The organism is Frigoribacterium sp. CFBP9030, assembly GCF_034045195.1.
Taxonomy (GTDB): Bacteria; Actinomycetota; Actinomycetes; order Actinomycetales; family Microbacteriaceae; genus Frigoribacterium.
The window spans coordinates 145,312-171,185 of record NZ_JAXCWG010000006.1; the positions used below are offsets into that span (position 1 = coordinate 145,312).

29 protein-coding genes are annotated in these 25,874 nt (G+C 71.7%); 13 read left to right on the forward strand and 16 right to left on the reverse strand.

What is annotated here, in order from left to right; all coding sequences use genetic code 11:
- From SOM13_RS09035 to SOM13_RS09045, 3 genes are all read right to left on the reverse strand, one after another.
- Complete coding sequence (locus SOM13_RS09035; RefSeq protein ID WP_320479490.1) at positions 1 to 1,185, reverse strand: AMP-binding protein; 1,185 nt, start codon at positions 1,183 to 1,185, stop codon at positions 1 to 3.
- Between the two features lie 73 nt (positions 1,186 to 1,258).
- Positions 1,259 to 2,167: a 1,4-dihydroxy-2-naphthoyl-CoA synthase gene (locus tag SOM13_RS09040; protein ID WP_192058818.1), complete on the reverse strand. Its 909-nt coding sequence runs from the start codon at positions 2,165 to 2,167 to the stop codon at positions 1,259 to 1,261.
- Positions 2,168 to 2,237: 70 nt separating this feature from the next.
- Positions 2,238 to 2,630, reverse strand: a complete 393-nt coding sequence (locus SOM13_RS09045) for a hypothetical protein (RefSeq protein ID WP_320479491.1) — start codon at positions 2,628 to 2,630, stop codon at positions 2,238 to 2,240.
- A gap of 74 nt (positions 2,631 to 2,704) precedes the next feature.
- Between SOM13_RS09045 and SOM13_RS09050 the strand changes: the two genes are divergently transcribed.
- Positions 2,705 to 3,721, forward strand: coding sequence for an o-succinylbenzoate synthase (locus SOM13_RS09050; RefSeq protein WP_320479492.1), 1,017 nt, complete (start codon positions 2,705 to 2,707; stop codon positions 3,719 to 3,721).
- 215 nt (positions 3,722 to 3,936) lie between these two features.
- Here SOM13_RS09050 and ccsB read toward each other — a convergent pair whose 3' ends face one another.
- The 5 genes from ccsB to SOM13_RS09075 are packed head-to-tail and all read right to left on the reverse strand — an operon-like array spanning position 3,937 to position 8,798.
- Positions 3,937 to 4,947: a c-type cytochrome biogenesis protein CcsB gene (gene ccsB, locus SOM13_RS09055; protein WP_414655519.1), complete on the reverse strand. Its 1,011-nt coding sequence runs from the start codon at positions 4,945 to 4,947 to the stop codon at positions 3,937 to 3,939.
- Positions 4,944 to 6,734: a cytochrome c biogenesis protein ResB gene (gene resB / locus SOM13_RS09060; RefSeq protein ID WP_320479493.1), complete on the reverse strand. Its 1,791-nt coding sequence runs from the start codon at positions 6,732 to 6,734 to the stop codon at positions 4,944 to 4,946. Before resB ends, ccsB begins: the two co-directional genes overlap by 4 nt.
- The gene (locus SOM13_RS09065) at positions 6,718 to 7,521 is read right to left on the reverse strand and encodes a cytochrome c biogenesis CcdA family protein (protein WP_320479494.1); all 804 of its coding nucleotides are present in this window, start codon (positions 7,519 to 7,521) and stop codon (positions 6,718 to 6,720) included. The genes resB and SOM13_RS09065 overlap by 17 nt, the downstream gene beginning before the upstream one ends.
- Positions 7,522 to 8,154 (reverse strand): TlpA family protein disulfide reductase, encoded by a 633-nt coding sequence (locus tag SOM13_RS09070; RefSeq protein WP_243215822.1) that lies wholly within the window; start codon positions 8,152 to 8,154, stop codon positions 7,522 to 7,524. It lies immediately after the preceding gene.
- A complete protein-coding gene (locus tag SOM13_RS09075; RefSeq protein WP_192058828.1) occupies positions 8,151 to 8,798 on the reverse strand; it encodes a histidine phosphatase family protein in 648 nt (215 codons plus the stop codon). Before SOM13_RS09075 ends, SOM13_RS09070 begins: the two co-directional genes overlap by 4 nt.
- Positions 8,799 to 8,881: 83 nt before the next feature.
- On the opposite strand from SOM13_RS09075, the gene aspS reads away from it, so the two are divergent.
- Positions 8,882 to 10,216, forward strand: coding sequence for an aspartate--tRNA(Asn) ligase (gene aspS / locus SOM13_RS09080; protein ID WP_320479495.1), 1,335 nt, complete (start codon positions 8,882 to 8,884; stop codon positions 10,214 to 10,216).
- 93 nt (positions 10,217 to 10,309) lie between these two features.
- Here aspS and SOM13_RS09085 read toward each other — a convergent pair whose 3' ends face one another.
- From SOM13_RS09085 to SOM13_RS09100, 4 genes are all read right to left on the reverse strand, one after another.
- Positions 10,310 to 10,579: a glutaredoxin family protein gene (locus SOM13_RS09085; protein ID WP_243215821.1), complete on the reverse strand. Its 270-nt coding sequence runs from the start codon at positions 10,577 to 10,579 to the stop codon at positions 10,310 to 10,312.
- Between the two features lie 102 nt (positions 10,580 to 10,681).
- Complete coding sequence (locus SOM13_RS09090) at positions 10,682 to 10,780, reverse strand: 30S ribosomal protein bS22 (protein ID WP_003792170.1); 99 nt, start codon at positions 10,778 to 10,780, stop codon at positions 10,682 to 10,684.
- 106 nt (positions 10,781 to 10,886) lie between these two features.
- The gene (locus SOM13_RS09095) at positions 10,887 to 11,081 is read right to left on the reverse strand and encodes a helix-turn-helix domain-containing protein (protein ID WP_243215820.1); all 195 of its coding nucleotides are present in this window, start codon (positions 11,079 to 11,081) and stop codon (positions 10,887 to 10,889) included.
- A 107-nt stretch (positions 11,082 to 11,188) separates the two neighbouring features.
- On the reverse strand, positions 11,189 to 11,713 hold the full coding sequence (locus SOM13_RS09100) for a metalloregulator ArsR/SmtB family transcription factor (protein WP_320479496.1): 525 nt from the start codon (positions 11,711 to 11,713) through the stop codon (positions 11,189 to 11,191).
- Between the two features lie 72 nt (positions 11,714 to 11,785).
- On the opposite strand from SOM13_RS09100, the gene SOM13_RS09105 reads away from it, so the two are divergent.
- Both SOM13_RS09105 and SOM13_RS09110 read left to right on the forward strand, forming a co-directional pair.
- Positions 11,786 to 13,228 carry a TrkH family potassium uptake protein gene (locus SOM13_RS09105; RefSeq protein ID WP_371740669.1) on the forward strand — a complete coding sequence of 481 codons (1,443 nt, stop codon included), beginning with the start codon at positions 11,786 to 11,788 and terminating at the stop codon, positions 13,226 to 13,228.
- On the forward strand, positions 13,221 to 13,892 hold the full coding sequence (locus SOM13_RS09110) for a potassium channel family protein (RefSeq protein ID WP_192058839.1): 672 nt from the start codon (positions 13,221 to 13,223) through the stop codon (positions 13,890 to 13,892). The genes SOM13_RS09105 and SOM13_RS09110 overlap by 8 nt, the downstream gene beginning before the upstream one ends.
- A gap of 75 nt (positions 13,893 to 13,967) precedes the next feature.
- Here SOM13_RS09110 and proC read toward each other — a convergent pair whose 3' ends face one another.
- Positions 13,968 to 14,819 carry a pyrroline-5-carboxylate reductase gene (gene proC / locus SOM13_RS09115; RefSeq protein ID WP_320479497.1) on the reverse strand — a complete coding sequence of 284 codons (852 nt, stop codon included), beginning with the start codon at positions 14,817 to 14,819 and terminating at the stop codon, positions 13,968 to 13,970.
- Between the two features lie 45 nt (positions 14,820 to 14,864).
- Here proC and SOM13_RS09120 point away from each other — a divergent pair, with 45 nt between their 5' ends.
- Positions 14,865 to 15,827, forward strand: a complete 963-nt coding sequence (locus tag SOM13_RS09120; RefSeq protein ID WP_192058844.1) for a cation diffusion facilitator family transporter — start codon at positions 14,865 to 14,867, stop codon at positions 15,825 to 15,827.
- A 35-nt stretch (positions 15,828 to 15,862) separates the two neighbouring features.
- Here the strand turns inward: SOM13_RS09120 and SOM13_RS09125 are convergent, their stop codons facing one another.
- Positions 15,863 to 16,294, reverse strand: coding sequence for a nucleoside deaminase (locus SOM13_RS09125; RefSeq protein WP_192059292.1), 432 nt, complete (start codon positions 16,292 to 16,294; stop codon positions 15,863 to 15,865).
- 92 nt (positions 16,295 to 16,386) lie between these two features.
- Here SOM13_RS09125 and upp point away from each other — a divergent pair, with 92 nt between their 5' ends.
- The 5 genes from upp to SOM13_RS09150 all read left to right on the forward strand — a co-directional run bounded on the left by upp (position 16,387) and on the right by SOM13_RS09150 (position 21,864).
- A complete protein-coding gene (gene upp, locus SOM13_RS09130) occupies positions 16,387 to 17,019 on the forward strand; it encodes a uracil phosphoribosyltransferase (RefSeq protein WP_192058846.1) in 633 nt (210 codons plus the stop codon).
- Positions 17,020 to 17,540: 521 nt separating this feature from the next.
- Complete coding sequence (locus tag SOM13_RS09135) at positions 17,541 to 18,305, forward strand: winged helix-turn-helix domain-containing protein (RefSeq protein WP_192058848.1); 765 nt, start codon at positions 17,541 to 17,543, stop codon at positions 18,303 to 18,305.
- 282 nt (positions 18,306 to 18,587) lie between these two features.
- On the forward strand, positions 18,588 to 19,058 hold the full coding sequence (locus tag SOM13_RS09140) for a MarR family winged helix-turn-helix transcriptional regulator (RefSeq protein WP_192058851.1): 471 nt from the start codon (positions 18,588 to 18,590) through the stop codon (positions 19,056 to 19,058).
- Positions 19,055 to 20,434: a deoxyribodipyrimidine photo-lyase gene (locus tag SOM13_RS09145; RefSeq protein WP_320479498.1), complete on the forward strand. Its 1,380-nt coding sequence runs from the start codon at positions 19,055 to 19,057 to the stop codon at positions 20,432 to 20,434. Before SOM13_RS09140 ends, SOM13_RS09145 begins: the two co-directional genes overlap by 4 nt.
- Positions 20,431 to 21,864: a serine hydrolase domain-containing protein gene (locus SOM13_RS09150; protein WP_320479499.1), complete on the forward strand. Its 1,434-nt coding sequence runs from the start codon at positions 20,431 to 20,433 to the stop codon at positions 21,862 to 21,864. The genes SOM13_RS09145 and SOM13_RS09150 overlap by 4 nt, the downstream gene beginning before the upstream one ends.
- A gap of 82 nt (positions 21,865 to 21,946) precedes the next feature.
- Here the strand turns inward: SOM13_RS09150 and SOM13_RS09155 are convergent, their stop codons facing one another.
- Complete coding sequence (locus tag SOM13_RS09155) at positions 21,947 to 22,966, reverse strand: carbohydrate kinase family protein (protein WP_320479500.1); 1,020 nt, start codon at positions 22,964 to 22,966, stop codon at positions 21,947 to 21,949.
- 325 nt (positions 22,967 to 23,291) lie between these two features.
- On the opposite strand from SOM13_RS09155, the gene SOM13_RS09160 reads away from it, so the two are divergent.
- From SOM13_RS09160 to SOM13_RS09170, 3 genes are all read left to right on the forward strand, one after another.
- Positions 23,292 to 23,747, forward strand: coding sequence for a GNAT family N-acetyltransferase (locus SOM13_RS09160; RefSeq protein WP_320477812.1), 456 nt, complete (start codon positions 23,292 to 23,294; stop codon positions 23,745 to 23,747).
- 65 nt (positions 23,748 to 23,812) lie between these two features.
- Positions 23,813 to 24,370 carry a TetR family transcriptional regulator gene (locus tag SOM13_RS09165; RefSeq protein WP_192058858.1) on the forward strand — a complete coding sequence of 186 codons (558 nt, stop codon included), beginning with the start codon at positions 23,813 to 23,815 and terminating at the stop codon, positions 24,368 to 24,370.
- Positions 24,371 to 24,502: 132 nt separating this feature from the next.
- Positions 24,503 to 25,306: a dienelactone hydrolase family protein gene (locus SOM13_RS09170; protein WP_320479501.1), complete on the forward strand. Its 804-nt coding sequence runs from the start codon at positions 24,503 to 24,505 to the stop codon at positions 25,304 to 25,306.
- Positions 25,307 to 25,388: 82 nt separating this feature from the next.
- Here SOM13_RS09170 and ribH read toward each other — a convergent pair whose 3' ends face one another.
- On the reverse strand, positions 25,389 to 25,871 hold the full coding sequence (ribH, locus tag SOM13_RS09175; protein WP_243216035.1) for a 6,7-dimethyl-8-ribityllumazine synthase: 483 nt from the start codon (positions 25,869 to 25,871) through the stop codon (positions 25,389 to 25,391).
- Between the last annotated feature and the right edge of the window lie 3 nt (positions 25,872 to 25,874).

Here is a 25,874-nt window from a genome sequence, read left to right on the forward strand (position 1 = left end):
CTAGTTCGGCCGGTCGCCCCCGACCGCGCGCTCGAGGGCGCGACGATCGGGCTTGCCGCTCGAGAGGAGCGGCAGCGCGGCCAGCACGACGACGCGATCGGGCGCGGCCGCCCGCCCTGCACGCTCGACGACCGCCCGCCGCAGCTCGAGCAGATCGGGCGCCGCGCCCGTGGTCACGACGACGGGCACCTCGCCCCACCGGGGGTGCGGGGAGCGCACGACGACGGCGGCGTCGAGGCCGGGTCGTTCGCGCACGACGCGCTCGACCACCCCGAGCGAGACCTTCTCGCCGCCGGAGACGATGACGTCGTCGAGGCGTCCCGTCACGGTCAGCACGCCCTCGTCGGACACCGTGCCGTGGTCGCCCGTGCGGTACCAGCGGAGGCCGTCGCGCGTCGTGAGCGCCGCCTCCGTCCGCTCGGGGTCGGCCAGGTACTCGTCGAACAGCGACGGCCCGCTCAGCTCGATCTGCCCGTCGACGATCTCGACCCGGGTGCGACCGACGGGCACCCCGTCGTAGACGCAGCCCCCCGAGGTCTCGCTCGCCCCGTAGGTGCGGACGATCGGGACGCCGAGGAGGCGCGCTCGGGCGATCAGGGACGCCGGCGTCGCCTGCCCCCCGACCAGGACCGCCGCGAACCCGCGCAGCGCCCCGGCGACACCGGCGTCGTCGGGTGCGGACCCGGCCCCTGCGGCCTCGGACCCCCGCTCCGATTCAGCGGCGTCGAGCAGGGCCGCCAGCTGCGCGGGCACGAGCGAGACGTAGCGCACCGGGTGGTCGAGTCGCCGGGCCGCCCGGGCGAAGGCGCGCGGATCGAAGCCGCCCGGCCCGAGCAGCACCGGCTCGGTGCCGGCGGTGATCGACCGCACGAGCACGTTCAGACCGGCGATGTAGTGGGCGGGCAGGGCGAGCAGCCACTGACCCGGACCGGACAGCGCCTGGTCGGCGGCGGCGGCCCCGGCCAGGAGGGCGTCGGCGGAGAGGGCGACGCGCTTCGCGTGACCGGTCGACCCGCTCGTCTCGACGACGAGCGCGACGGCCACCGGGACGGTCGCGGGGAGGTCGTCGGGCACCCGGTCGTCGGTGCGGGGCGCGACGGCCGGGCCACCTGCCAGGGCGACCCGGAGGGCCTCGAGCACGGCGCCCTGGTCACGGGCGTCGATCGGGCGGAGGGGGCGGGTCATGCGTCGCGCCTCCTCGGCTCGCGGTGCCGGCCTCGCGACGCCCGCCTCGCGAGCCCGGCGTCGACGACGGGCATCAGTACTGCCAGGGGAACGGCGACCAGTCGGGCTCGCGCTTCTCGAGGAACGAGTCGCGACCCTCGACGGCCTCGTCGGTGCCGTACGCCAGGCGCGTGGCCTCCCCCGCGAAGACCTGCTGCCCGACGATGCCGTCGTCGGTGGCATTGAACGCGAACTTGAGCATGCGGATCGCCGTCGGCGACTTGGTGAGGATGGTGCGCGCCATCGCGAGGGCCTCGCGCTCGAGGTCGGCGTGCGGGACGACGCGGTTGACCGCGCCCATCTCGTATGCGCGGTCGGCGCTGTACTCCTCGGCCAGGAAGAACACCTCGCGGGCGAACTTCTGACCGATCTGCTTCGCGAAGTAGGCGCTGCCGTAGCCGGCGTCGAACGAGCCGACGTCGGCGTCGGTCTGCTTGAACCTGCCGTGCTCGCGGCTGGCGATCGTCAGATCGCAGACGACGTGCAGCGAGTGACCGCCGCCGGCCGCCCAGCCCGGCACGACGGCGACGACGACCTTCGGCATGAAGCGGATGAGGCGCTGGACCTCGAGGATGTGCAAGCGACCCGCCGACGCCGGGTCGGCCACGTTCGCCTGATCGCCCTCGGTCTTGTAGCCGTCGCGACCGCGGATGCGCTGATCGCCACCGCTGCAGAACGCCCACCCGCCGTCTTTCGCGCTCGGCCCGTTGCCGGTCAGCAGGACGACGCCGATGCGGCTGTTCATCCGAGCGTGATCGAGCGCCCGGTAGAGCTCGTCGACGGTGTGCGGACGGAAGGCGTTGCGGACCTCGGGCCGGTCGAACGCGACCCTCGCCACCCGCCCATCGACGCTGTGGTGGTACGTGATGTCGGTGAGGCCGTCGAACCCGTCGACCTCTCGCCACTCGGTGGGGTCGAACAGGTCGGAGACGGCGTCGCTCATGCGCCCCAGCCTACGACCGGCCGCCGACGCCGGGGTGCGGGTGAGCGGGTGCGGGTGACCGCGGCGCGGGTCAGAAGGCGGGGAGCACCCGGGCGAGCAGGAAGACGAGCACGAACGGGTTCGCCAGCACGCTGAGAAGAACCGCCGCCACGGCGAACCAGCGACCGCGGCGGAGGACGACCGCGACGAGCGCGACGACCCCGACGACGATCGAGGCCAGCATCGTGACGAGCGCGATCGTCGCGGCCGGGGTGACCAGGTCTCCGGCCAGGAGCGCCACCGCGATCCCGTCGAGGGCCAGCAGAGCGAGCGCCAGCACGAACGTCACGAGGCCGAGACGCCGAGATGCCGCGGGGCGATCGCCGACCTCGACGCCCGAGGCGTCGTCGGCCAGGATGTCGAGGCCCTCCGGTGCGGCCGGGCGGGTGGTCGGGTCGTTCGGGTCGTTCTCTGCTGCGGCCATGGCCCACGATGCTACCCAACCCCAGGGTGCGCCAGGGGCCGCCCGGGTCGAGCCCGCGGTGCGAGACTGGCCCCGTGTCGAACAGCAGCCCCGCCCCGCGCGCCGCGCCGCGCCTCCCCCCGCTCGCCGATCTGCTCGACGACGCGCACGTCGTTCGGTTGCCGCTCCGCACGAGGTTCCGGGGCCTGGACGCCCGCGAGGCCCTCGTCGTCGAGGGCCCGAACGGCTGGACCGAGTTCAGCCCGTTCGTCGAATACGGCCCCGCCGAGGCGAGCGCCTGGCTGGCGGCGACCATCGACTTCGGGTGGGGCGTCGAGCACACGACCCGCGCCTCCTCGGTGGCCGTCAACGCGACGCTGCCGACCGTCGCTCCCGGCGAGGTGCGGACGGTGCTCGACCGCTACCCCGGCTGCCGCACCGTCAAGGTGAAGGTCGCCGACCCCGGCGAGACGCTGCGCGACGACGTCGCCCGCGTCGCCGCCGCCCGCGAGTACATCGGCGACACCGGTCGCGTGCGCATCGACGCGAACGGAGCATGGACGGTCGCGCAGGCCGAGGAGGCGCTGGTCGCCCTGGCCCCGTACGCCCTGGAGTACGTCGAACAGCCGTGCGCCACGGTGCCCGAGCTCGCGGAGCTGCGGCGTCGCACCGCCGGGCTCGGCGTGCCCGTCGCCGCCGACGAGAGCGTGCGCAAGGCCGCCGACCCGCTCGCCGTCGCCCGGGCCGGGGCCGCCGACCTGCTCGTGATCAAGGCGCAGCCCCTCGGCGGGATCACGGCCGCGCTCGACATCGTCGCCGCCGCCGGGCTGCCGGTCGTCGTGTCGAGCGCCCTGGACACCTCGGTGGGGCTGAGCATGGGCGCCCACCTCGCCGCCGCGATGCCCGAGCTGCGGCACGACTGCGGACTGGGAACGGCCGCACTGCTGGCGGCCGACGTGACGCGAGCGCCGCTGCTGCCGGTGGACGGAGCGATCGAGGTGCGCCGCGTCGACGTCGACGTCGACCTGCTGCGGCGGCACGCGGCGAGCGACGACCGACGGGAGTTCTGGCTGGAGCGGCTCCGCGCCTCCTACGCCGTGCTCGCCGGCTGAGGGCGGCGGCACACTGCGGCAGTGGCAGTGGCAGCGGCAGCGGCAGTGGCAGTGGCAGTGGCAGTGGCAGTGGCAGTGGCAGAAACGTACTGCGGCGGGTTCCCGTCACTTGGGGCGGGTCAGCGCTGACCCGCCAGGGATGACGGGAACCCGCCCGACCCCGATCGACGCACGCAGCGCTGGTCGGCGGCGGCGCGGATCAGACGCGGCGCGGGTCAGAGGCCGGAGTAGGCGTGCAGACCCTTGAAGAAGACGTTGACCACGGAGAAGTTGAACATGACGGCCGCGAAGCCGATGATCGACAGCCACGACGACCGCGAACCGCGCCAGCCGCGCGTCGCCCGCGCATGGATGTAACCGGCGTAGAGCACCCAGATGATGAAGGTCCAGACCTCTTTGGTGTCCCAGCCCCAGTACCGGCCCCACGCGCGCTCGGCCCAGACGGCGCCGGCGATGAGGGTGAAGGTCCAGAGGACGAAGCCGACGAGCGCCACGCGGTACGCGAGGTCTTCGAGACGATCGGCGCCGGGCAGCGTCTGCATGAAGCCGAGACCGGCGAGCTTCGCCTGCTCGCGACGCGTCTGGATCAGCTGGGCGATCGACAGGCCGGCCGCGATGGCGAAGAACCCGGTGCCGAGGATCGCGACGAGCACGTGGATGACGAGCCAGGCGGACTGCAGTGCGGGCTGCAGCGGCACGACGGCGACGTAGTAGTTGACCGTGCCGATGGCGAGCAGGATCAGGTTCAGACCCATCACGTACGCGCCGAGGAACGAGATGTCGACGAACTGCTTGACCAGCAGATAGACGCCCACGATGATCGCCGTGCCGGTCAGCGAGAACTCGAACATGTTCGCCCACGGCACCCGCTCGGCGGCGACGCCTCGCATGATCACCGAGGCGACGTGGACGACGAGGCCGAGGACCATCAGCGACGTGGCGACGCGTTCGAAGCGCGACGGGCGGCGACGACCCGACGAGTCGGTCGTGTCACCGCCGATGGTCGTGGCCGGGCGGTCGAGCACCACGGTCGACGAACCGCGTGCGGTCGAGGCCGAGGCCACCGGCGCGCGACCGCCGTCGAGACTCGACGCCTCTTTCGCCGCGAGCTGGGCGTCGCCGGAGCGCTTCGCCAGGTCGAGCGCGTAGGCCACGAACGAGATCGTGTAGATGGCCATCGCCGAGTAGACGGCGACGAGCGAGTAGTAGGCGAGGTCGGCGGTCACGAGGAGAGCTTACGTCCGTCGGGTGCGGGCGACGACTCGTCGTCTCTCGACGTCGAAGCGGTTGTCTCGCCCGAGGCCACCGCCTTCGCCGCCTCGGCGGGCACGCCCAGCCCGGTCAGATGCGTTCGGGTGATGTCGCCCACGGCCCTCTCGAGGGTCGGATCCTCGCCGCGCGCGAGACCGGCGTACTCGAGCACGAGACCGGACCCGGTGTCTCGGGCCTTGACCCAGACCCGGCGTCGGGGCACGAACAGCGCCGTGAGCAGACCCGCGAAGCTGAGGCCGGCGAAGAGCAGCACCCACAGCTGCGACGGGTCGTGATGCACGTCGAACGACGCGAAGCGCTTGACGCCGTCGAAGGTCACGGTGCCCAGACCGTTCGGCAGATCGGCGGTCTCGCCGGGGGTGACGCGGATGGCGCTCGTGTCGGCGTCGGCACCCGCCACCTCGGTCAGCCCCACGGTATCGAGGGCGTAGACCGATCGCGGCACGCCGTCGTCGAGTCCGAGGTCGCCCGTGTACACGTTGAGGCTGAGCACCGGGTTGAGCGTGTCGGGGTAGTTCGAGGCCAGCATGCCCGACTCGGTGTCGACCGCCGACGGGTAGAAGAAGCCGATCATGCCGAGCTGTTCAGGCGACGAGTCGGGCACCTTGATGACGCCCTGCGACATGAGGTTCGTGTTCTGCGGCAGGAACGGGATGGTGTCGCGGAAGGCGACGTCGCCGTCGCCGTCGCGCACCGTCACGTCGACCGCGTAGCCGTTTCCGAGCAGGTACACGTTCGAGCCGCCGATGGCGAGCGGGCTGTTGACCTTGATCTGACGCTTCTCGTCGTCGTCACCGTCTTGCGTGCGGGTCGTGACGTCGGCGGTGTAGTCGAGGGCCTGCCCGAGGGCGTCGCGGTTCTGCTCCTCGTAGTCGGTCGTGAACCGGTCGAGGGTGATGCTGAACGGGTCGAGCTGCGAGTCGTCGAACCACCGACCCGGATTGAACGAGTCGTACGAACCGAGCACGTTCGTGAAGGTCTGACCCTCGACGACGACGCGCTGACCGGCGTAGCCGAATCCTCCCCCGACGCCGACGGTCAGCAGCACGCCGACCAGCGCCGCGTGGAAGACCAGGTTGCCGGTCTCGCGCAGATAGCCGCGCTCGGCGCTGACCGAGTCGGCGAAGACCTCGGTGCGGTAGCCGGCGCGCTTCAGCTGCGCACGGGCCGCCTCGACGGCGGCGGCGGGGGTGACGGAGGGCCGACCCGCGCCTCCTCCGCTCTGATCGATCGTGACCGTCCGGTAGCCGGCGAGACGCGACAGCCGGGCCGGGGTCTTGGGCGGACGGGCGCGGAGGGCTTCGAAGTGGTGCTTCGTCCGCGGGATGATGCAGCCGATCAGCGAGATGAACAGCAGCAGGTAGACCGCCGAGAACCACGGCGACGAGTAGGTGTCGAAGACGCCGAGCTTGTCGAGGATCGGGAACAGATCGGGGTTGTCGGTGCGGTACTGGACGACCCCGTTCGGGTCGGAGGTGCGCTGGGGCACGAGCGAACCGGGGATCGCGGCGACCGCCAGCAGCATGAGGAGGAACAGCGCCGTCTTCATGCTGGTCAGCTGCCGCCAGAAGAAGCGGAGGTAGCCGATCGGGCCGAGTCGCGGCTGCGTCACCCCGTCGCCGCCCCTGCCCTCGGACGGAGCCCGGACCGAATCGACGTGGTCGCTCGGCCGCAGCGGATCGGCGGAGGCGTCGGTCTCGTCGGCCGGCGTCAGCGGCTCGCGGTCAGACGATCGTGCCATAGCTCGCGATCACCGACCCGAGACGGGACATCAGATCGGACCAGAGGCCCGACACCATGAGCAGGCCGATGACGATCAGGATGGAACCTCCGACGATGTTGACGGCGCGCATGTGCCGCTTGACGAACGAGATCGACCGCGACGCCCAGCCGAAGCCGAGGGCGACGAGCAGGAACGGCACGCCGAGTCCGATGCAGTAGAAGAGGCCGAGCAGCACGGACTGCCCGAGCGACGCGGAGTCGAGCGACATGGCCGTGATGGCGGCCAGGGTCGGACCGATGCAGGGTGTCCAGCCGATGCCGAAGACGATGCCGAGCAGCGGGGCCCCGGCAAGACCCGTGGCGGGCGTGACCGGCAGCTTCAGCGTGCGCTGGAAGAAGCCGAACTGCCCGATGAAGACGAGACCCAGCACGATCACCACCAGGCCCATCAGCCGCACGATGAGGTCGCGCCACTGGATCAGCCAGAAGCCGGCGGCCGCGAACGCGAGGTTGGCCCCGACGAAGACGACCGTGAAGCCGGCGACGAACAGGAGCACCCCGAGCACGACGCGACGGCGATCGCGGCGGGCGGCTGCGGTCACGGCGTCGGGCGTCGGCGCCGCGTCGCCACGGGCCGCGGGGACCGATCGACCCGTCAGCCCGCCGACGTAGCCGAGGTAGCCCGGCACGAGCGGCAGCACGCACGGCGAGAGGAACGAGATGAGACCGGCCAGGAGGGCGACCGGGAGCGCGACGGCGAGCTGCCCGCTCACCACCGCCTCGAAGAAGGGATTGCCCTGGTACACCTAGGACTGCTCGGCGAGGGTGTCGGACACCAGGGTGTCGAGGATGCTCGGACCGTCGAGACCCCCGAGGATGCGCGCGGCGATCCGGCCCTGCTGGTCGAGGACGATCGTGGTCGGCACGGAGTTCGGTGCGATCGTGCCGGCGAGGGCCAGCTGCACGGCCCCGTCGTTCGTGTCGACGACCGACGGGTAGCCCACGTCGAAGGTGCGGGCGAAGGCCTGCGAGGTCGCCGCCTGGTCTCGGACGTTCACGCCGATGAACTGCACGCCCTGGTCGGCGTAGTCGTCGTTGACCTGCTCGAGGTCGGGGGCCTCGGCGCGGCAGGGCGGGCAGCCCGCGTACCAGAAGTTGAGGACGACGACGTCGCCGTCGTAGTCGGATCGGGACAGCGTCTCGCCCGTGTCGGTCTCGCTGGTGAACTCGACGGGGTCGCCGCGGTCTTCGGGGGCGATCTCGGTCACGGTGCCGCTGCCCGAGATGTAGTTCTCGGTGGTGCCGTCGCCGAAGTCGGCCGCGAGGTCGTCGTTCTGGGAGGTGCAGCCCGTCAGGGCGAGAGCCACGACGGCGGCGCCGGCGAGCACCCGCGAGATCGTGGTCGCCCGACGGGTGGTGGAGGTCTTACGGGTGGTCACACTGCTCCAAGATCGACGGCGGAATCGAGCAAGTCTCGCGCGGGATCCTGATAGCCCACCTCGACGAAGGCGTCGCCGCGACGTTCGAGGGTCGTGACGCTCGACAACGAGCACCGACGGCGCCGGGGGTCGTGGAACAGACGGGCGCCGGTGACGCTGCGGTGCACCATCCAGATCGGTAGCTGGTGGCTGACGAGCACGACGTCGCCGGTGTCGACCGAGGCCCAGGCGTCTTCGACGGCCGCGAGCATGCGCGACGCGATGCTGACGTAGGCCTCGCCCCAGCTCGGCTTCAGCGGGTTGACGATCCACGGCCATTCGGCGGGGACGGCGAGCTGCTTGCGGATCGTGAAGTCGGAGCGACGACCCTCGTACTTGTTGGCCGGCTCGACGAGGCGATCGTCGACGGCGACCGTGAGACCGAAGCGCTCGGCCCAGGGCGCGGCCGACTCGCGGGTGCGCTGGAGGGGGCTCGCGGTGACGGCGACGACCGGCGCACCCTGCTGCTGCAGCATGTCGGCCGAGGAGGCGGCCATCCGGTGCCCGAGATCACTGAGGCCGAAGCCGTCGAGACGGCCGTAGAGCACGTGCTCGGGGTTGTGCACCTCACCGTGCCGGACGAGGTGGATGTGCTGGGCGGGCATGCCCTCCAGTCTAGGTCGAGGCCCCGCGCACACCTCCCTCACGGGAACCGCAAAGATCCGACCGCCCTGTAAAGTCGAGCCTCGTGATCGAACGCACCCTCATCAGCGACCTCTCGCCCCTCCCCGACGGCACCGTGACGGTGGCGGGCTGGGTCGATACCGTCCGCGACCAGAAGAAGGTGCAGTTCGTCGTGCTCCGCGACGAGTCGGGCGCCGTCCAGCTGGTCCGCCCGCGCACCGCCGCCGACGTGCTCGCCGCGAACGGCGAGGTCGATGAGATCGCCGACGCCATCTCGGGTCTGGCGCAGGGCAGCTTCGTCACGGTGACGGGTGAGCTCAAGCACGACGAGCGCGTCAAGCTCGGCGGCATCGAGGTCAAGATCGCCACCCTCGTCGTCGACAGCGCCGCCGACCCCGAGACGCCGATCGCCCCCGACAGCGGCATCGACAAGCGCATGGACTGGAGGTTCCTCGACCTCCGCGTCCCCCGCAATGCCCTCATCTTCCGCGTGCAGACGACCTTCGAGCACGCCATGCGCACCTACTGGGTCGAGCGCGGCTACATCGAGATCCACACCCCGAAGATCATGGCCTCGGCGAGCGAGTCGAACGCCGAGCTGTTCAAGGTCGAGTACTTCGAGGGCAGCGCGTTCCTGGCGCAGAGCCCCCAGTTCTTCAAGCAGATGGCGCAGAGCGCCGGCTTCGGCAAGATCTTCGAGATCGCACCCGTCTTCCGTGCCGACCCGTCGTTCACCTCGCGTCACGCGACGGAGTACACGAGCGTCGACGCCGAGATCAGCTACGTCGACAGCCACGAGGACGTCATGACGATGCAGGAGGAGCTGCTCGTCGCCGCCTTCACCGCGGTCGTCGACAAGCACGGCTCTGAGATCAAGGAGCTCTTCGACGTCGACCTGACCGTGCCGACCACGCCGTTCCCGCGGATCCCCCTCGCCGAGGCCAAGCGCATCGTCGCCGACCGCGGCTACGTCGTGCCCCGTGCCGACGCCGACATGGACCCCGAGGGCGAGCGTCAGATCGCCGCCTACGTCAAGGAGACGTTCGACCACGACTTCGTGTTCCTCACGGACTACGACGCGTCGATCCGGCCGTTCTACCACATGCGTCACGACGACGACCCGCAGCTCACGAAGAGCTACGACCTCATCTACAACGGCACCGAGATAACGACCGGCGCCCAGCGCGAGCACCGCGTCGACGTGCTCGAGGCCCAGATCCGCGAGAAGGGCATGAAGCCGGAGGAGCTCGGCGGCTACCTCGACTTCTTCCGCTACGGCGCCCCGTCGCACGGCGGATTCGGCATGGGCCTGGCCCGCGTGCTGATGCTGATGCTGCGCCAGCCGAACCTCCGCGAGGTCACCTACCTCTTCCGTGGCCCCAGCCGCCTGACCCCGTAGGCGCGGGCCCCGGGCACGACGCCCGAGAGCATCGAAGGGACGACCCTCCGCCACGTTCGGCGGAGGGTCGTCCTTTCTCGTCGGTGGGCCGACTCAGCCGGCGGTGGACCGGCGCAGGGCCGCGCGGAGTCGCTCGGGCTCGATGCGCCAGATGGTGTGGACCCGCTCGTCGATCAGCACGACGGGGATCTCTTCCGCGTACTCGGCCTCGAGCGCGACGTCGTCGAGGATGCTCTTCTCGTCGTAGCCGAGGCCCGCACCGGCGAACTCGGTCTCGGTGAGGACACCGTCGAGCGCCGTACGGGCCTCGTCGCAGAGGTGACAGCCGGGCTTGGTCAGGAGGGTGATGGTCGGTGCGCTCACGTCTGCCACGTTAGCAAGCGGGGAACCCGTCGACGACCCGCCGGCGGGTACGACGATGCCCCCGCCGGCACAGGGCCTGCGGGGGCATCGACGATGTTGCGACTACTTCTTGTTGCGTCGCTGGTGACGAGTCTTGCGAAGCAGCTTGCGGTGCTTCTTCTTCGCCATGCGCTTACGACGCTTCTTGATGACAGAACCCATAGAGACCTCACTGATTTCTGGATTGGACCGACCGGGTCCGAATCAGAACCGCGGAAAAATACCTCGGGGCAGTCTACTAGGGCGACTGCCGAAAGTCGAAGTCGAGTCAGCCGACGTCGGCGATGCCCGTGCGCAGCACGGCCGCCACCGCCGACTCGGGCACACGGAACGAGCGCCCGAACCGGATGGCCGGCAGCTCTCCCGAATGCACCATGCGATAGACGGTCATCCGCGACACGCGCATCATGTCCGCCACTTCGGCGACGGTGAGAAACCTCACGTCCGACAGGTCGTCCGCCATGTCTCCCCCTCGTGTCCGACCCGGACTCCCCGAGTGGGTGCAGGCGCACGCATGTGACTCGTGTGCCTGATGGTCACTCTAGGGGCGCACGTGACCTCGTGCAACGCTCAGACGCCGCCGCGACCCAGTCGCTTGCGGACGGGCTCGATCACGCGCTCGTCGAGCGCGCTCGACGCGTCGTGCAGGGCCGAGGAGGCGCGGTGCTGCGCATCGGCGACCGCACGGCCGAGCGAGCTGCCCACGTCGCCCGCGTCGGGGATGCTCTCGGCCGCCCGACGGAACGGGGCCGGCACGCTGGCCCCCGCCCACGCCGCGAACGCCCCGCCCGCGGCCGTGTCGATCTCCACCTCCACGCCGAGGAACGGGATGAGCCAGTCTTCGACGGTCTCGAGCGGTGCGGTGTCGATGCCGTAGAAGCGATGCTGTCCGCCCTCGCGCACATGCACGAGCCCGGCGTCGCGGAGCACCCGCAGATGCTTCGACACGGTCGGCTGGCTGATGCCGAGGCGCGAGACGAGCTCGCCGACCGACACGTCGCCGGTGGCCGACTCGCCCGAGACGCGGGCCTCGAGCAGCACGGCCAGCAGGTCTCGGCGGGTCCCGTCGGCGATCACGGTGAAGAGGTCAGGCATGCAGCCACAGTAACGACGACCGGCCCGGAGTACCATGCACGGGTGACGCGCCCCTCCCCCGCCTCCCGGCGCATCCCGCGCACCATCCGGCAGGGACCCCTCCGGGTCGCGTCCCGCGGGCCGGTCCGCCGCATCACCGACTACGTCGACGACATCGGTCGCCACTCACCCGCGCGCTTCGCGATCATGATCTTCACGGGTCTGATCCTGCTGTTCACGGCGATCTTCTCGCTGCCCGTCGCGGCGGCCGACGGGCGGTCCACACCCCTCGTCGACTCGCTGTTCACGGCGGTCTCCGTCATCTGCGTGACCGGTCTCGCGACGGTCGACATGGCGACGCACTGGTCGGTCTTCGGCCACGTGGTGATCTTCGTCGGCGTGCAGATCGGCGCCATCGGCGTGCTGACGCTCGCCTCGATCATGGGCCTGGTGGTGTCTCGGAAGCTGGGGCTGCGCGCCCGGCTGATGGCCGCCTCCGACAGCAATCCGCTGCGCGTGCACGCCGGCCCGGTGCCCGAGGGGCAGGCCGTGCGCCTCGGCGAGGTCGGCGGGCTGCTCGCCACGGTCGCCCTGAGCTCGGCCGTCATCCAGGCGGTGATCGCGGTGCTGCTGCTGCCGCGTCTCGTGATCGACGGCATCCCGATCGGCGAGGCGGTGCTCGACAGCTTCTACTACTCGGCGATGGCCTTCACGAACACGGGGTTCTCACCGAACGCCGAGGGGCTCGCGCCGTTCGCCCACGACTACTGGTTCCTGACCCTGATCATGATCGGCGTCTTCCTCGGCAGCATCGGGTTCCCCGTCATCTACGCCCTGGCCCGCAACCCCTGGCACCCCCGCCGCTGGTCGGTGCACGTGAAGCTGACGCTCGTCACCAGCTTCATCCTGCTGTTCGCCGGCGCCCTGCTGTTCATCGTGCTCGAGTTCGACAACCCCGACACGTTCGGCGGCATCGCGGCGTTCCCGACGATCTTCCAGTCGCTCTTCCTGAGTCAGATGACGAGATCGGGCGGCTTCTCGACCATCGACATCTCGGATCTGAACGGCTCGTCGCTGCTGGTGACCGACATGCTGATGTTCATCGGCGGCGGCTCGGCCTCGACGGCCGGCGGCATCAAGGTCACGACCCTCGCCGTGCTCTTCCTGGCGGCGTTCGCCGAGGCGCGGGGCAACCGCTCGATGGAGGCCTTCGGGCGGCGCATCCCGAGCGACGTGCTGCGACTGTCGGTCAGCGTCGTGCTCTGGGGCGCCACGATCGTCGCGGTCGCGAGCATCCTGATCATGCACATCACGAAGGAGCCGCTCGAGCACGTGCTGTTCGAGGTGATCTCCGCCTTCGCGACGTCGGGCCTGTCGACCGGTCTGACCGCCGACCTGCCCGACTCGTGCAAGTACATCCTCGCGGTCACGATGTGGATGGGCCGCGTTGGTACAGTGACACTCTCCGTCGCCCTGGCCGCCAGCCAACGGCGCCAGCTGTTCACCCGACCCGAGGAGCGACCGATCGTTGGTTGACAAGATCAAGCACGACGCCCCCGTCCTCGTCATCGGCCTGGGCCGTTTCGGTGCAGCGACCGCGGGTCAGCTCGAACGGCAGGACCGCGACGTGCTCGCCGTCGACACCAGCGCCGGTCTCGTGCAGAAGTGGGCCGACCGGGTGACGCACGCCGTCCAGGCCGACGCGCGCAGCATCGACGCGCTGAAGCAGATCGGCGCCCAGGACTTCAGCATCGCCGTCGTCGCCGTCGGCTCGTCGATCGAGGCGAGCGTGCTCATCACCGCGAACCTCGTCGACCTCAAGGTGCCGCAGATCTGGGCGAAGGCGATCAGCCAGTCGCACGGCAAGATCCTCGCCCGGATCGGCGCCAACCACGTGATCTACCCCGAGCGCGAGGCCGGCGAGCGCGTCGCGCACCTCGTCTCGGGTCGCATGCTCGACTACATCGAGTTCGACGACGCCTTCGCGATCGTCAAGATGTACCCGCCCAAGCCGGTGCGCGGCTCGACCCTCGCGGCCTCGAACATCCGCAAGAAGTACGGCGTCACCATCGTCGGCGTCAAGAGCCCCGGCGGCGCCTTCAGCGAGGCGACCCCCGAGACCGTCATCAGCAACCACGACCTGATCATCGTGTCGGGCGACAGCACCGCCATCGAGAGGTTCGCGGCGCTCGAGGGCTGACCCCGGCAGGGCCCGGATGCCGCGGTCGCTGCGACCTCGCGGAGACCGCAGCCGAGGAGGCGCGGGTCGGCCGGGTCAGCGACCGGCCGCGATCTCGCGGTTGCGTTCGAGCGCCGCCGCCGTCGCCCGGTCGAACAGGTCGGCGAGCCCGCCCGCGTCGAGCACGGCCACGGCCCGCTCGGTCGTGCCGCCCGGGCTGGTCACCCGGCGGCGCAGCTCGGCCGGCGCGTCGGGGGCCGGCCCGACGTCGCTCGCGGCGAGCAGCTCGCTCGCCCCGCGGAACGTGCCCTGGGCCATCGTGGCCGCCTGGGCCGGAGTGAAGCCGAGCCCGATCGCCGCCTGCTGGAGCTTCTCGATCAGGAGGAAGACGTAGGCCGGCCCCGACCCGGAGATCGTGCTGAGCGCGTCGATGCGGTCTTCGTCGACCACCACCACCTCGCCCACGACCTCGAAGAGCGTCCGGGCCAGCGCGAGGTCGTCGTCGGTGGACCGCGAACCGGCGCTCAGCCCGGTGACCCCGAGCCCGACGACGGAGGGGGTGTTCGGCATCGAGCGCAGCACCGAGACGGTCGGCGGCAGGGCCGCCTCCATCGTCTCGGTCGTGACGCCGGCCGCCAGGCTGACGACGACCGCCCCGGGGTCGAGCGCCGAACCGATCTCGGACAGGAGGTCGACCACCATGTGCGGCTTGACACCGATGAGCACGAGCTTCGCCCCGACGACCGCCGACGCGTTCGCGCGCGGATCGCTCTCGGTGGCGAGCGAGGTGACGGTGCCGTGCCGCAGCGGGACCGCCTTCGCCTCCGACCGGTTGGTGACCCGGATGCCGCCGTCGACGACGACACCGGGTCGCAGCAGACCGGAGAGGATCGCGCCTCCCATCGAGCCGGCGCCGAGAATCGCTGTGGTGGGGAGCATGGTGACCATCAGGCCATCCTAAGATCGACCCTGGCGACTCGAGGGGATCACGACATGAGCACATCCGGCGGCAACAAGGCGATCATCGCGGCGCTCGGCGCCAACTTGGGCATCGCGGTCACGAAGTTCATCGCCTGGGCCTTCTCGGGCTCGTCGTCGATGCTCGCCGAGGGCGTGCACTCGCTCGCCGACTCGGGCAACCAGGTGCTCCTGCTGCTCGGCGGGCGCAAGGCCAAGAAGGCCGCCGACGCCGAGCACCCCTTCGGCTACGGGCGGGAGCGCTACGTCTACGCCTTCGTCGTCTCCATCATCCTGTTCAGCGTCGGCGGGGTCTTCTCGCTCTACGAGGGCGTGGAGAAGCTGCGCGAACCGCACCCGCTCGAGGTGCCGTGGCTGCCCGTGCTCGTGCTCGCCGTCTCGTTGGCCCTCGAGGGCTTCTCGCTCCGCACCGCCGTGCGCGAGTCGCGCCCGAGCAAGGGCCAGCAGAGCTGGGTGTCGTTCGTCCGCCGCGCGAAGGCGCCCGAGCTGCCCGTCGTGCTGCTCGAGGACGCCGCGGCGCTCCTCGGTCTCTCGTTCGCCATGATCGGCGTCGTGCTCACCTGGATCACCGGCGACGGCGTCTTCGACGCCATCGGCACGCTCGCGATCGGCGTGCTGCTGGTCGCGGTCGCGGTCATCCTCGGCATCGAGACCAAGAGCCTGCTGGTCGGCGAGGGGGCCTCGGCCGACGACGTCGCGAAGATCCGCGCCGCGATCACCGACGGGTCCGACGTCGAGTCGATCATCCACATGAAGACGCTCTACCTCGGCCCCGACGAGCTGCTGGTCGGCGTCAAGGTGTCGATGCCCGGTCGCACCGTGCTCGCCGACGTCTCGAGCGCCATCAACGCCGTCGAGACCCGCATCCGCGCCGCGGTGCCGATCGCCCGGGTGATCTACATCGAGCCCGACGTGTGGGTGCGCCCCGGTCGGGTCGACCCGCCCACCGACGCGATCGTGATCCGCGCGGCCGACTGACACCGCGCCTCCTCGGCTCCCCCGGCGAGACGGACTCAGCGGCGCGCGGCGAAGAAGTCGTCGAGGCGGGCCCGGCACTCGGGTTCGCGCACGCCCGCGACGACCTCCGAGCGGTGCGGCAGCCGACGATCGCGCGCGATGTCGTAGACGCTGCCGGTCGCGCCCGCCTTGTCGTCCCAGGCGCCGAAGACGACGCGCGGCACCCGCGCCGCGAGGATCGCCCCCGCGCACATCGGGCACGGCTCGAGCGTGACCACGAGGGTGACGCCGGTCAGCTGCCAGTCGCCGGTGGCGCGTGCGGCGTCGCGGAGGGCGAGCACCTCGGCGTGGGCCGTCGGGTCCTGGCGCAGTTCGCGCTCGTTGCGACCGGTGCCGATCACGGCCCCCGACGCGTCGACGACGACCGCACCGACGGGCACGTCGTCCGACACGCGGCAGGCGTCGGCCTCGGCGAGCGCCAGGCCCATCCAGACGTCGAACTCGGGGGGATGCGCGATCACGCGGCGGCGACCTCTCGGCGGGCGGGTGCGGGCCGGTCGACTCCGCTACCGTTGAGCCTATGCGAGTGCACGTAGCGGACCATCCCCTGATCACCCACAAGCTGACCGTGCTCCGCGACAAGCGCACGCCGGCACCGACCTTCCGGGCCCTGACCGAAGAGCTCGTCACCCTGCTGGCGTACGAGGCCACGCGCGACGTGCGCACCTCGCCCGTCGACATCGTCACCCCCGTCGGCCCGACGACCGGTCTCGAGATCAGCCAGCCCCGGCCGCTCGTCGTGCCGATCCTCCGCGCCGGTCTCGGCATGCTCGAGGGCATGACCAAGCTGGTGCCGACGGCCGAGGTGGGGTTCCTCGGCATGGTGCGCGACGAGGAGACGCTCGAGCCGACCACGTACGCCGAGCGCCTGCCCGACGATCTCTCGAACCGCCAGTGCTTCGTGCTCGACCCGATGCTCGCCACGGGCGGCTCGCTGATCGCGGCGATCGACTACCTGCTCGATCGCGGCGCCGTCGACGTCACGGCCGTCTGCATCCTCGCCGCACCCGAGGGCCTCGCCGCCGTCGAGAAGGCCATGGCCGGCCGCGACGTGCACGTCGTGCTCGGCGCCGTCGACGAGCGGCTGAACGAGCAGGGCTACATCGTGCCCGGGCTGGGCGACGCGGGCGACCGCCTCTACGGCCTGGCCTGAACCGACCTCCCGACCCGCGCCTCCTGCGGGCTTCCGAACCGCGTCTCCGACCTCGGGAGGCGCGGTTCGTCGTCGTCGCGCCGACTGCGGCCCCCGGGCCCGCCAGGCCGCCCGCCGCATGGTGCTTGACAGCGCGACGCACGCTGTAACACAATCAACCCATGACTGACAGCGTGTTCATCCCGACCTCCGTTGAGGCCCCCGGGAGCACCGGCATGATGATGCCGATGCACGCCGTCCTGTGTCGAATGTGTGCCTGATCCGGCCACACCTCGCCGAGTCGCCGTCGCTGCCTCCGCAGCACGCTGAGCTCGCAGCCCCACCCCGCTGCTGAGCCGTCGACTCCCGGATGCATCCGCGTCACCACTCCGACGCGCATCCCCCCGATGTCACGACATCGACCGTCCGCCGACCGCCTGACCGGCAGCGGACACCGACACGAACCGAGCGATACCCGCGACGAACGATGGCGTCACCGTCGCCGAGGTACCGCTCACCCGCACGCAAGGATCCGCGTACCCATGTCCCTCACCCTCGACCGCCCCGTCGCCGCCCCCTCCGCCCGCACCATCGCCCCCGCCCGGCACCTGAACGCCGTCCCGCCGGTGGACGACTCCGTCGAGGCGACGGCCCCGGCGGCCGTCGCACCTCCCGCTGCGCGGCGAGCACGGGCACTGCCCGAGGGCCAGGAGGCACGCGGCTTCGTGCTCTACGTCGGCATCGACGAGCTGAAGGCCGCCGCGGACGGCACCGACCTCGGCGACATCGTCTCGCAGCTGAAGGCGCTCGTGGCCTCGATCGCCCCCTCGGCCGAGACCCACGCCGCGGTCGCCCTCGCACCGACCGGATCGGGCGGACGCGACGTCGACGTCGTGCGCCTGGCGCTGCACGACCCGTCGGCGCTCGCCGCACGTCGTCAGGAGGTCGAGGAGGACGACGAGCCCGGTGCCCGCGGCGGCGTGGTCGTCGACATCTCGCGCAAGCGCCTGCTGCTCGACGGCGACGTCGCACCGCTGACCTACAAGGAGTTCGAGCTGCTGCAGTACCTCGTGCTGCGCGAGGGCCGCACCATCGAGCGCGCCGAGCTGATCTCGAGCCTCTGGGCCGACGGCGACGACGAGGTGCCGAACGAGCGCACCATCGACGTGCACGTCCGCCGCCTCCGCTCGAAGCTCGGCGCCTTCGAGGACATCGTCCGCACCGTCCGCGGGGCCGGCTACCGCTTCGACCGCCACGCCGACGTGTCGATCCGCCACGCCTCGACACCGTCGCCCGACGTCTTCTGAGTCGACCCGGCGGCGCCTCGTGCCCGGTCGACCGGCGACGGGTCGTGTTCCCAGCTGATCCTTGGCTTCAGGGCTAGACCGCCGTTACCGATTCGTTATAGGTTGATCGAACCGAGGCCGTTTGCTGTGGCGGCCGAGGTGGAATGAGATCGCAGGACACTCTCGGTGCAAGGGATGAGGGCCGGTCGCCACTGGGCGACCGGCCCTCTGTCGTGCACCGTCGGTGGCGGACGGACACCCCCGCGCTTTCGTAGACTCGACGGAAACGAACGCGAGGTAGAGATGAGCGAGACATCCGTGGCCGTCGGCGCCTGGGAGGCGCTCTTCCGGGCGCAGGTGAGCGTGATGCGCGAACTCACCGACTGCTTCCCGACGCAGGAGATCTCGTTCAACGAGTACGACGTGCTGTTCAACCTGTCGAGTCAGCCCGAGCGGCGCGCCCGCATCCGCGATCTGACCCGGCACCTCCTGCTCACCCAGCCGAGCATCAGTCGACTGGTCGACCGGCTCACCGCCCGGGGCATCGTCGAGAAGCTCAGCGACCCGGGCGACGCTCGCGGCATCATCGTCGCCCTCACCGACTCCGGCTACGAGCTCTACCGGCGCACGGCGATCAGCCACGCCGCGACCATCCGTCGCCGCGTCGGCGGCAGCCTCGACCACGACGAGCTCGTCACCCTCACCGACCTGTGCACGAGGCTCCGACTCGGCGACGGCTCGGCCACCCGCGCCGATCAGGAGCACCCCGCATGAGCACCCCTTCGATCGTCTGGCTGCGCGACGACCTCCGCCTCGCCGACAACCCGGCGCTGAACGCCGCCGTCGACCGGGGCGAGCCCGTGGTGGTGCTCTACCTGCTCGACGACGACACCGAGGGCATCCGACCCCTCGGCGGCGCCTCACGATGGTGGCTGCACCACAGCCTCACCGCCCTCGACGCGGATCTGCGGGCCAAGGGCTCGAGTCTGACCCTCCGTCGGGGCGCCGCGGCGATCGAGATCCCGCGCCTGGTGGACGACGTGTCGGCCGGGGCCGTCTACTGGAACCGCCGCTACGGCAAGGCTGCGCGCGACGCCGACGCCGGGCTGAAGACCTCGCTGCGCGACCGCGGTCTCGTCGCCGACAGCTTCCAGGCCAACCTCCTCTTCGAGCCCTGGACGATCCAGACCGGGCAGGGGCAGCCCTTCAAGGTCTTCACGCCGTTCTACCGCGCCTGCCTCGACCGACCCGAGCCGCGTCACCCCCTCGACGAGCCCGACGCCCTGACCTCGCCCGCCGACGTCGCGAGCGATCGGCTCGACGACTGGGGCCTCCTCCCGACCCGACCCGACTGGGCCGCGGGTCTCCGAGACACCTGGACCCCTGGCGAGGCCGCAGCCCACGACACGCTCGAGGCGTTCGCGACCGGCGCGCTGGCCGACTACGGGGACCGCGACTTCCCGGCGCAGGAGGCGACGAGTCGACTGTCGCCGCGCCTCCGGTTCGGCGAGATCAGCCCGTTCCAGATCTGGCACCGGATGCGCGGGGCGCTGCCCGACGCATCGCGCGAGCGTGCCCAGTCGTTCCTCCGCGAGGTCGTCTGGCGCGAGTTCAACCACACGATCCTGTTCACCTCGCCCGATCTGGCGACGGTCAGCTACCGACCCGAGTTCGAGCGCTTCCCGTGGGCCGACGTGCCCGAGAGCGAGATCGACTCCTGGCGTCAGGGCCGCACGGGCATCCCCCTGGTCGACGCCGGCATGCGCCAGCTCTGGACGACCGGCTGGATGCACAACCGGGTGCGCATGGTCACCGCGAGCTTCCTGATCAAGAACATGCTCGTCGACTGGCGCGTCGGCGAGGCCTGGTTCTGGGACACTCTCGTCGACGCGGACGAGGCCAACAACCCCGCCAACTGGCAGTGGACCGCCGGTTCGGGCGCCGATGCGGCACCGTACTTCCGGGTGTTCAACCCCGAGCTGCAGGCGACGAAGTTCGACAAGCACCGCGACTACATCCGGCAGTGGGTGCCCGAGATCGACGACGACGACTACCCCGAGCCGCTCGTCGATCTCAAGGCCTCACGACGTGCCGCTCTGGACGCGTACGAGACGATGCGTCGCACGTCGTCCGAGGGTGAGCAGTCGTGACCGAGCCGACCCGCACCTCCGGGATCGATGCGGTGTTCGCCGCCCGGCGGGCGGAGCGGAAGGCGCCGAGCGCGGTCTGGGCGACCTTCGACCGGCACGGGGTGACCCACCGGGGCGCCTCCGGGACGCTCGGCGGTGATGGCGCAGACGGTGCCGCGCCCGGGCCGGACACCGCGTACCGCATCGCCTCGTGCACGAAGAGCTTCACGGCGACGGTGCTGCTGGCGCTCCGCGACACCGGGGCCCTCGACCTCGACGCACCCGTGACCGACTGGGTGCCGGCCTTCGCCGACGTCGCCCTGCCGACCGCCGACTCGCCCGTGCCCACGCTGAGGATGCTCGCGACGATGTCGGCCGGGTTCCCGACCGACGACCCGTGGGGCGACCGACAGGAGTCGCTGACCGACGAGGGCCTCGACGCGCTGCTGCGTCGCGGGCTGAGCTTCGACAGCGTCCCCGGCACCGCGTTCGCCTACTCGAACCTCGGATACGCCCTGCTGGGCCGCGTCGTCGCCGAGGCCTCGGGTCGCCCGTACCGCGAGGTCGTCGAACACGACGTCCTGGCGCCGCTCGGTCTCGACTCCACCGGCTTCACGACCGACGTGCCCGCCGCCGGCGGTCTGGCGATCGGACACCGACGCGTCGGCGACGACTGGGAGCCCCTGCCGTTCTCGGGTCCCGGCGCCTTCTCGCCGATCGGCGGTCTGTTCAGCACCACCGACGATCTCGCTCGTTGGGCCCGCTGGCTCGGCTCGGCGTTCGATCCCGACGGCGAGGGCGACCTCGACGGCATCCTGTCGCGCGCCTCCCGACGCGAGATGCAGCAGCTGCAGCGCTTCGTCCCGGGGCTGGGCGCGCACCCGGGCGGCTACGGCCTCGGCCTCTTCGTCGAGCAGCACCCCGACCACGGCACGATCGTCTCGCACTCCGGCGGCTACCCCGGCTTCTCCGCGCACATGCGCTGGCACCCCGCCACCGGCGTCGGCGCCGTCGGATTCGAGAACGCGACCTACGCCCAGGTGTCGGTGCCGATCACGCTCGCGCTCGACGGCCTGCTCGCCGAGACGGCCGCGCAGGGCACCGGGGTCGGCAACCGCGTGCGGCCGTGGCCCGAGACCCTCGCCGCCCGCGACGCGGTCGAGGAGCTGGTGCTCGGCGGCGGCGAACCGGGCGACTGGCTCGCCGAGAACATCGAGCTCGACATACCCCTCGATCGACGCCGACGCACCTGGGGCGAGGCCGTCGAGTCGGTCGGCGGCCTCGCGCCGACCTCGGCGGAGCCCCTTCCCGACGACGAGTCGAAGGCGCCCTCGCACCTGGTCTGGCGACGGGCCGGGTCACGGGGTCTGCTGCGCTTCGAGATCCGTCTCACGCCCGAGGCCCCGCCCCGGGTGCAGACCCTCACCGTCCGGGCCGAGACGGCGCACTGAGGCCGGGCGGGGCCGCGCACCGACGCCGGGGCCGAGCCGCGCACCGACGCCCGGGGGGGGCCGCGCACCGACGCCGTCGGCGTCAGGCGGGCGGGCGGCCTCCGGCGACGGCGAAGGCCCGGGCCGCGGCGCGGGCGCCCCGACGGGCTGCGACGCCCGGCTTGCGAGTCGTCCGCCACGAGTCGATGAACCCGGCGGCGAACGCGTCGCCCACTCCCACGGGGTCGACCACGCGGGTCGTCACCGAGGGCACGTCGACGACCGAGCGTCCGTGTCGGGCCAGCACCGCGCCTCCGTCGTCCTGCACGAGGCAGACCACGCCGAAGCGCTCGGCGAGGGCCGTGGCGATCCCGTGCTCGTCGTCGAGACCGGTCAGCAGCCGACCCTCGGCCGGGCTCGCGAAGAACAGGTCGGCTCCTTCGATGGCGTCGAGGAACGCCGCGACGCCGAACCGGCCGATGAAACCGCTGCTGCCCGGGTCGACGGAGACCGCCACGCCCGCCTCGCGCGCTCTGGTCATGAGGCGGCGGAGCGGCACGGGAGTGCGCGAGTGCACCACCGAGTAGCCGGTGACGTGCAGCACGGCCGCGGACTCGAGCAGTTCGTCGGGGACGTCGTCGGGATCGAGTGCGGCGCTCGCCCCCCGATCGGTGAACATGGACGACACCTCGCCCTCCACGGTGATGACGACCGTGCCGGTCGGGTCGTGGGCGTCGTAGCTCAGCCGGGGCAGCACGCCGGCGTCCGCCAGCAGCTGCGCGTGCCGGTGCCGGTCGGAGACCCCGACCCTCCCGACGAAGTCGACCTCGCCGCCGAGCGAACCGAGCCACGCCGCCGTGTTCGCCGCGGCGCCACCCGCCCGGTGCCGGATCAGCGCCTCCGTGTCCGTGCCCTTCGCCGCCGGCGTCGCGGCGGTGACGATGACGTCGTCGAGCACGTCGCCGAAGACCACCACCCTCGTGCGCGGCTCACCAGCGGATCTCGCCAGATCGCCCGCGTCGAGGACATCGATCGGATCGGTCGGGTCGACGGCGGGGGCGGCCGGGTCGGACGGCGCCACCGGGTCGGACGGGGTGAGGGGGTCGGAGTGGTCGGGGGACATGCGTCTTCCACGGGGCGCGATCGCGTTCGCGCGGGGGTCGGTCGGTCGGAGTCGGATGGGTCGGGTCGGGTCGGGTCTGATCGGTCGGGCCGGGTGGGTCGGTCCGGACGACGTACAACACCATCACGCCACGGGCCGGGACGTGAGGCCCAGGGGGGAGAATCACCCGTCTACCCCCGTCAGCTTCACCCGCTGGCACCATCCGCCGCCGGAACGACACACGCGCCCAGGGGATCGGGGTACGAGGCGGGGGTACAGGAGGCGTGTCACCGGGAGAAGAGGACGTCGCGCTCGCGGTGTCGGGGGCCGCCGATACCCTGATCCCGTGAACGTCACCCTCCACACCGCGCCCCTCGCCGACATGCCGCCCGTCACCCTCTACGAGCTGCTGAAGCTGCGCGTCGACGTCTTCGTCGTCGAACAGCGGTGCGCCTACCCCGAGCTCGACGGGCGCGACCTCGAGCCCGACGCCACGATGCTCTGGGCCGAGGTCGACGGCCGGGTGGCGGCCACCCTGCGCCTGCTGCACGACGGCGACGACCGTCGCATCGGGCGGGTCGCCACCGCTGCGACGGCGCGAGGTCGCGGGCTGGCCGCCCAGCTGATGGGCCTGGCGCTCGACCGGTGCGCGGGGCGACTCGTGCGGCTCGACGCCCAGGCGCACCTCGCCGACTGGTACGCGCGGTTCGGGTTCGTGCTCGACGGCGCCGAGTTCATCGAAGACGAGATCCCGCACGTGCCGATGGCCCGCTCGGCCGACGCGACCGGCGGCGGCCGCTGACACCGCGCCTCCTCGGCCGCTCCGGGTCGTGCACAGGGCACCGCCGACGGCCATATGATCTGGGGATGCCCCGTCGCCCCACACCTCCGCGAGAGCGCCTGCTCGAGGCCGCGCGGTCGGAGTTCGCCGCCCGAGGTCTCGCCGGGGCCCGCATAGACACCATCGCCCGCGAGGCCGAGGCGAGCAAAGAACGGCTCTACGCGCACTTCGCCACCAAGCGCGAGCTGTTCGACGCGACACTCGGCGAGAGCATCGATCGCTGGCTCGCCGCCATCCCCTTCGACGCCCACGATCTGCCCCGCTGGGCCTCCCGCCTCTACGACCACCTCGCCACCCACCCCGACGACGCCCGCCTGCTGCTCTGGGGGCAGATCGAGGGGGTGTCGCTGCCCAGCCCTGGCGTCGTCGACCACGATCAGCTCGAAGACCGTCGACGGGCGGTGCGTGAGGCTCAGCAGGCCGGCGCGATCCCCTCCGAGTGGGATGCCGACGAGCTGCTGACGATGGTCTTCGGCCTCGTGCTCGCCTGGTTCGTCACCCCCGACGCGTCGAATCTGCACACCGGGCCGCACGAACGCCGCTGCGAGGTCGTGCGGCAGGCGGTCACCCGGCTCGTCGGCTGACGCGACGCGCGGCCCCTGCGAGCCGCTGCCGCTGCCGTGCCGAGGAGGAACCGGGCGGGCGCGTCGGGGTTCAGCCGGCTGTGTGCCGAGGAGGCGCGGCGACGGTCGAGCGGGCCGGAGTACCGTGACGGCGTGACCGACAGCGAAGCACCCCTGACCCCCCTCTCCCCTGATCTCGAACGACTGCTTGCGACGGTGCCCGACCCGGGAGGCGTCGAATCGGGCGACGTCGTGTACCGGGACGGAGCGACCGATCTCGAAGGGTTCCTCGCGACGCCGCCCCGCGCCTCCTCGGAGTCGGAGCTGCGCCCCGCAGTGCTCGTGCTGCACGACTGGTTCGGTGTCGTCGACCACGTCAAGGTGCGCGCGCAGATGCTCGCGCGGCTCGGCTACGTCGCCCTCGCCGGAGACGTCTACGGCCAGGGCGTCCGCCCCGGGCCCGACGGCGCCGCCGCCGAGGCGGGCCGCTGGTACGGCGACGTGCCGGCCCTCCGCGCACGCCTCCTCGCCAGCCTCGAACGACTGCGCGCAGAGCCCGGTGTGGACCCCGAGCGCATCGCCGTGATGGGCTACTGCTTCGGCGGATCGGCGGCGCTCGAACTCGCCCGGGCCGGGGCGCCCGTGGCCGGGGTCGCGGCGTTCCACGGCGGCCTGTCGACCGGTGCACCCGCGCTGCCCGGTGCGGTCAACGCGCCGATCCTCGTGATGACGGGCTCGGCCGACCCGGTCGTCCCCGACGAGGCCGTCGTCGCGTTCGAGGACGAGCTGCGGAACGCGGGCGCACCCGACTGGCAGATCGTGACCTACAGCGGCGCCATGCACGCGTTCGCCGTGCCCGAGGTCGACTCGCCCGAGCACGGGGCGCAGTACCAGGCCGTGGCCGATCGACGCTCGTGGGCGCAGATGCGCGCCTTCTTCGACGAGGTGCTCGCCTAGTCCACGAGGGCGTGGCCCTCGTGGGTCTGACCCTCGGGGCCTGACCCTCGGGGGTCAGGGCCCGGGGCCCAGCCCTCGGCCGTCAGGGCCGGGGCGAGGCCAGGGCTCGCAGCTGCACGGCGGTGGCGATGGCGGCGTGGGTGGCCTCGGCGCCCTTGTCCTCCTTCGAGCCGGGCAGACCGGCGCGATCGAGCCCCTGCTGCTCGTCGTCGAGAGTGAGCACCCCGAAGCCGACGGGCTTGCCCGTGTCCAGGCTGACCCGCAGGAGCCCGGAGGTCGCGGCGTCCGACACGTACTCGAAGTGCGGCGTGCCCCCGCGGATGATGACGCCGAGCGCCACGACCGCGTCGGCCCCGGACTCGAGGGCCGCCTTCGCGACGACCGGCAGCTCGAAGCTGCCCGGCACTCGCAGCACGGTGGCCGTGGCGCCCAGTCGCTCGGCCGCGGCGAGCGCCCCGGCCAGCAGGCCGTCGCTGATCGTCTGGTGCCAGGTGCCGGCGACGATCGTGACGCGCACGCCCGTCCCGTCGACCTCGAGTTCGGTGGGTGAGCCTTCGCCGCTCATGCG